This window comes from Pleurocapsa sp. CCALA 161 (genome assembly GCF_003003995.1).
Taxonomy (GTDB): Bacteria; Cyanobacteriota; Cyanobacteriia; order Cyanobacteriales; family Xenococcaceae; genus Waterburya.
Genome location: NZ_PVWF01000187.1, coordinates 1 through 5,933, shown reverse-complemented (window position 1 = coordinate 5,933; position 5,933 = coordinate 1). Strand labels below are relative to the sequence as shown.

Genomic DNA, 5,933 nt, shown 5'->3' with positions numbered 1-5,933 from the left:
AAACTCGATTTCAAGTCGAGCGCGTTCGACCACTCTGCCACCTCTCCTAATTTATGGCTTAATTATCATAGCAGAGAATAATCCTTGGTGAATACTGAAATATAATCAGACTCAACAGCTAAGAGAGACTCATGATTGTAGAACAAAAAAGGGTTGAGCATAGCTCAACCCCAACTAAAATTTTGATCACCACTAGCTGATCTTTATAAATCTTTGTTTTTTGAGAAAAAATGCAATTTAGAGATGTAAATATTTAGCTTCAGCTTCTAGCTGTTTGACCAATCGCTCATTACCGTTAGCGCGAGCTGCTTCTAGCCTTGCGTTCAAACTACGGCGCATACTTTCAAGATGACTGGATTTAGCTTTTTTTAAGACTTCTTGACGATTATTGTTCATGATGGACTTTTAATTCTAAAAATATAATGTATGTGGAACGGATATATAAGATAACATTTTCGTTATGAAAAGAAGTGCTTATAGCCGAAACTTAATAGAATCTTAATAGAACAAAGTTTGCTGAGAAGGCGATAGTCAATTAACAAATTAACAATTAATAAAAATATGATTGCTCTTTTAGATCGAGAACCTCAAACTTACCAAGGACAATTTGGTGAATACACCATTACTAAACGCGATCGCTTAGAAGTAATTATTTATCGTGGGGGGCTAGTCATGGCAGCAGCCAGTTTTGCGATCGCCAGTAATCTCTTTTTTGCCCAAGGAAAAGCTGCTTTATCGGCGATTACTCCTTTGTTTGCCGTTTTTTCCATCGGTTTAGGAGTAAGCCTATATTTTATCCATATCTATTTAAAGCCATTACATCGAGCATTACAGGCTTTTTGGCTAATTGGTACAGTGGCTACTATAGCGATCGCCATATCCCAACATGAACCATTGGCGCTCTATATCTACGATCATCCTCTGACTTTATTGGGTACAGGTTTTACCTTTGCTGCTCTTACAGGAATTTATTTTAAAGAGGCTTTTTGTTTTAATCGCTTAGAAACCAAAATTTTGACTTTGCTAGTGCCTTTACTATTATTGGGACATATGCTCAAAATCCTGCCGATAGAAATGGAACAAGCTTTATTGGGAGCTTGGTCAATCGGCTTTAGTATCTTTGCCGTCAGAAAAATGACGCAAGCAATCGATCCGGATATTGGGGATAAGTCTGTTTTTGCCTATTTAAAAGAGCAAAAGCATCTAGCTGAAAATAATTAAAGCAACCAAAAATAAACGTATTTGTTGCAGTTATTGATTAGCAAAAGCGATCATCGCTTAATTGTTAGATTGTTGTTAGGTATCAACCCAAGCTAAATTAGGAAACCTTGTATTTACCCTAGCGGTATTTGTTTCTGCTATGAAACTGCTTCATCCATCTTTTTTTAAAACGATCGCAATTTTTGCAGGCTTGTGGTTAATCTTTGAATTTTCCTCAAGGTTATTTGCTGAAATACTTTGGTTTCAAGAGGTAGAATATCTTTCAGTATTTTTAGTCAGACTTGCTAGTCAATATCTTCTCTGGTTTAGCGCCACTTTGGTTTCAGGACTATTTATGGGAGTTAATCTATGGTTGGCGAGTCGTTGGGAGTGGCAGTGGTTACCCAAGGATGAATGGTATGACGTAGGTTTGTCGGTAACTCCCAAACAGAAACAGATATTGGATCGAAAGATAACTAGCGATGTTCAAAATAAACAAGTAGCTAGATCCCCTACCGAGAAAAAAACTTATTCTTCTCAGTTAAAGTTACCTTTTTTGTTAACCGCGGCGATCTTCGCAGCGGTGGGAATTATCTATATCCTGATTAACTGTACTGATCTGGCTTTATCTGTTTGGCAAACTAGCTATCCTTTACCGCAAATTGCCACAGCTTTTAAACCGCCTCTAGAGAATTTTAGTTTTAATCTGAAAAATCTGACAGGCTTTATAGTCAGCTATCTGCGCCAGTTAATCGTCGTCATTACTCTAGTTGGGTTGTTGTTGTGGAAACCAAAAATTAGTTTGCGCGCGATCGCAATTTTACTCAGCATTGTTTTTGGTGTAATTGCCGCAGCTAACTGGACGATATTTTTGCGCTTTTTTAATCCATCTGAGTTTGAGCTAGCAGATCCGCAGTTTGGTTATGATATTGGCTTTTATATCTTTCGCTTTCCTCTCTGGCATTTGATTGAATCTTGGCTACTCGCTTTATGCTGCTGCACCTTACTAAGCTGCATTTTAAAATATTTATTATCAGGAAATAGTTTATCGGAAGGACGCTTCCCAGGCTTTACTAAGATCCAGCTACGGCATATTTCTTGTCTGGGTGCAGCAGCGATGTTTGCCTTGGCTTGTCAGCATTGGCTAAACCGTTTTGATCTACTCTATAGTTCTCGTGGCGTGGTATATGGTGCAGGATACACCAATATCGAAGTTCAGCTACCTTTAGAAATATGGTTGGGGATAGTATCAATTGCGAGTGGGATTTGGTTATTGTCTAAAGGCTTGACAGGATATCAAAATCTTCAACTGCAAAAGCGCAAGAGCAAAAAAATCATCTTCTTAACTTTTCCTTTTATTCTCTATTTATCAGTTTTAGCACTCAGCAATATTGCCAGCGCCACAGTGCAGCGTCTAATTGTTCAACCCAATGAATTGGCGAAAGAAAGACCCTATATTGAGCGCAGCATTGCCTTCACTCGTCAAGCTTTTAACTTAAATAATATTGAAGCAGAAACTTTTAATCCTCAAGGGAAGCTAACCGCAGCCGATATTCAACGTAATGATTTAACCATCAAAAACATCCGTTTATGGGATACTCGTCCTATTCTGCAAACCAATCGTCAGCTACAGCAAATTCGTCCCTACTATGAATTTTACGATGCGGATATTGATCGCTATTTATTAAGCAAAGATTCTAATTTCAATAATGCCGAGAAGCAACAGGTAATTATTTCCGCCAGGGAATTAGACTATGCTCAAGTCCAAGATATTGCCAAAACCTGGGTTAACGAACATTTAATTTATACTCATGGTTATGGCTTTACCCTTTCTCCCGTCAACAAAGTTGCTGAAGGTGGCTTGCCCTATTATTACGTTAAAGATCTGGGGACAGGAAACCAAGAAACAGGTTCACTAACAGTTTCCGATGAGATCATCCGTAACAGTATTCCCATTGGCAAACCCCGTATCTACTATGGAGAATTGACCAATCCTTACATCATGACTTCTACTAGGGTTAAGGAACTAGATTTTCCTAGTGGGCAAGAGAATGTTTATACCATTTATGACGGTACTGGAGGAATCAAAATTGGTAATTACTGGCGACGAGTCTTGTTTGCCCAATACCTCAAAGACTGGCAAATGCTATTTGCTCAAGACTTTACTCAGGATACAAAGCTACTGTTTCGCCGTAACATTGAACAAAGAATCAAAGAGATTGCACCTTTTCTCAATTACGATCAAGATCCTTATTTAGTGTCAGCTAAAACGGATAATTTCGCCAACGACCAAAATCCTCTTTACTGGATCATTGATGCCTATACTACCAGCGATCGCTATCCTTATTCTGACCCAGGTAAAAATGAATTTAACTATCTGCGCAATTCAGTCAAAGTGGTGGTAGATGCCTATAACGGGAAAGTAGATTTTTATATAGCTGATGAGTCTGATCCAATAATTCGCACTTGGAACAAAGTTTTCCCTCAAGTATTCAAACCCTTGTCTGCCATGCCTGTAGATCTGCGCCGACATCTTCGCTATCCCGAAGATTTTTTTAGTATTCAGTCCGAAAGACTCCTTACCTATCATATGCAAGATCCTCAAGTATTCTATAACCGTGAGGATCAATGGCAAATTCCCCAAGAAATTTATGGTACAAAATCTCAGAAGGTAAAACCCTACTACTTGATCATGAAGTTACCTACTGAAAGTCAAGAAGAATTTATTCTCCTCCATCCCTATAACCCTTCCAATCGTCCTAACTTAATTGCCTGGTTGGCAGCCAGATCTGATGGCGTTAACTATGGCAAGTTACTACTCTATCAATTCCCCAAACAAAAATTAATTTATGGAATTAATCAAATCGAAGCTTTAATCAACCAAGATCCCGTAATTTCTCAACAGATCTCCCTGTGGAATCGAGAAGGATCGCGAGCAATCCAGGGTAATTTACTAGTTATTCCCATCGAACAATCATTACTTTATGTCGAACCGCTTTACATTGAAGCGAAAGAAAATAGCCTACCTGCTTTGGCTAGGGTAATTGTGATCTATGAAAACCAAATTGTCATGGCAGAGAGTTTAGATGAGGGTATACAGGCAATTTTTCGACCTCAAAATAAGACCAACACTATCATTCGTCCTGTGGAAGACGTTAGCCCCGAATAACGCTTAAATTAGGTAGTACGGGCGAACGGCGACGCGAAGCTGATACTAAAGCCCTAAAGGATTAGCTCCTTACGTCGCGTCACACTCGCTTCGCATCGTCCGAAGGTGTCCTAAAGGATACCGCTTCGCATATACCCTTTAGGGCGTTCGCCCGTATAGGTAGCAAGTAGCCCTAAAAAATATGTTATGCCCTTGGCTATAATGGATAAGCTTCGCAAATGGGACACCTTCGGATATACCCTTATGGTTTTATAGTCATTCCAATTAATTTCCTTATGGTAGTTTTGTATTGATAATAAGGTCAAATCTTATTTGCTACTTACTATAGTCATTTTAATTAATTTCCCTATGGTTACTTTGTATTAATGATGATGGTGAATTTTACTTGTTACTTGTGAGACAGTTGCGTTGCGGAGGTTTCCTCCGTTGAGCAAACTGTCGAACCCGAAGGGTTACTTGTTACTTGTTACTTCGTTATAAGATCCACTGGTTGCTATTTGAAATGACTATAATTAGGGGCGATCGCAAAGCGTGGTTTTTGGACTATGAAGCGATCGCTACTGGTTTACCTGTAATATATCCTTGGGCATAGTCGATGCTAATTTTAGCAATGTGTTCGAGAATCTGCTCGGTTTCTACAAACTCAGCAACGGTTTTGATACCCATTAGGTGTGCCACCTCATTAATAGAGGTGACGATCGCGCGATCGTATTCTTCATCAGGAATGCCTTTGACCAAACTACCATCAATCTTGAGATAGTCGATGGGTAAATTTTTGAGGTAGGAAAAAGAAGATAGTCCGCTGCCAAAATCATCTAGGGCAAATTTTACCCCTAATTCTTTCATGGTCAGCATAAATTTTTGAGCATGGCTGATCTGAGCAATTGCTGCGGTTTCGGTAATTTCAAAACAGAGACAGTCTCCTGGGACTTGCGACTGTTTAATTAGGTCAATAGCAAAGGTAGTGAATCGCTCGTCATTAATACTTGCTCCAGACAAGTTGATGGAAACTAAATCTTGTTTAGCAGCAAAATATTGCTGGTAGCACTTAAGAGCAGCTTCTAACACCCAGCGATCGACAATGGTGATGACTCCATAGCGCTCCGCTACGGGAATAAATTCTTCAGGGGTAATTGAATTTCCTTCTCGATCTTTAAGCCGCAGCAGTAATTCATAATGGTCGCGCTGCTCATCCTGACTCGCCATCGGCTTAATTAGCTGTTTTACCAAGTAAAAACGATTTTCCTTAATTGCCTGGGAGACGTTTGCCACATGACTCATTTGAGTTTGTTGGAGATCGAGTTCTTGATTGTTGTTTTCTGCGATGTACACTCGTCCTCGACCCAGATTTTTGGCTTGATAGCAGGCTAAATCAGCTCTACTCAACAGTTCGGCGGCATTAGCAGCATTGTTACTAATCCCCACCATACCGACACTTACCCCTACATCAAACTCAACGGTTTTCCATTTCAGACGATAGTTATTAATGGTTCTAATTAGCTGTTCACATACTATTCCTGCTTCCGTAATAGAACATCCTTCCAACAGTAAACCAAATTCATCT

At 39.4% G+C, this 5,933-nt stretch carries 4 protein-coding genes; 2 read left to right on the top strand and 2 right to left on the bottom strand.

Annotated features, from left to right (window positions below; all coding sequences use genetic code 11):
* Positions 1-237: 237 nt before the first annotated feature.
* Positions 238-396: a hypothetical protein gene (locus tag C7B62_RS26355; RefSeq protein WP_199194356.1), complete on the bottom strand. Its 159-nt coding sequence runs from the start codon at positions 394-396 to the stop codon at positions 238-240.
* 165 nt (positions 397-561) lie between these two features.
* Between C7B62_RS26355 and C7B62_RS23900 the strand changes: the two genes are divergently transcribed.
* The gene (locus C7B62_RS23900) at positions 562-1,221 is read left to right on the top strand and encodes a DUF2301 domain-containing membrane protein (RefSeq protein ID WP_106243576.1); all 660 of its coding nucleotides are present in this window, start codon (positions 562-564) and stop codon (positions 1,219-1,221) included.
* 139 nt (positions 1,222-1,360) lie between these two features.
* Positions 1,361-4,369, top strand: coding sequence for a UPF0182 family protein (locus C7B62_RS23895; protein ID WP_106243572.1), 3,009 nt, complete (start codon positions 1,361-1,363; stop codon positions 4,367-4,369).
* 543 nt (positions 4,370-4,912) lie between these two features.
* Here C7B62_RS23895 and C7B62_RS23890 read toward each other — a convergent pair.
* The coding region (locus tag C7B62_RS23890; RefSeq protein WP_146132193.1) for an EAL domain-containing protein at positions 4,913-5,933 on the bottom strand (1,021 nt) is incomplete at its 5' end.

Excerpts from the sequence above, each read along its gene's own strand:
- C7B62_RS26355 (WP_199194356.1), bottom strand. The coding sequence starts at position 396 with ATGAACAATAATCGTCAAGAAGTCTTAAAAAAAGCTAAATCCAGTCAT.
- C7B62_RS23900 (WP_106243576.1), top strand. The coding sequence starts at position 562 with ATGATTGCTCTTTTAGATCGAGAACCTCAAACTTACCAAGGACAATTT.
- C7B62_RS23895 (WP_106243572.1), top strand. The coding sequence starts at position 1,361 with ATGAAACTGCTTCATCCATCTTTTTTTAAAACGATCGCAATTTTTGCA.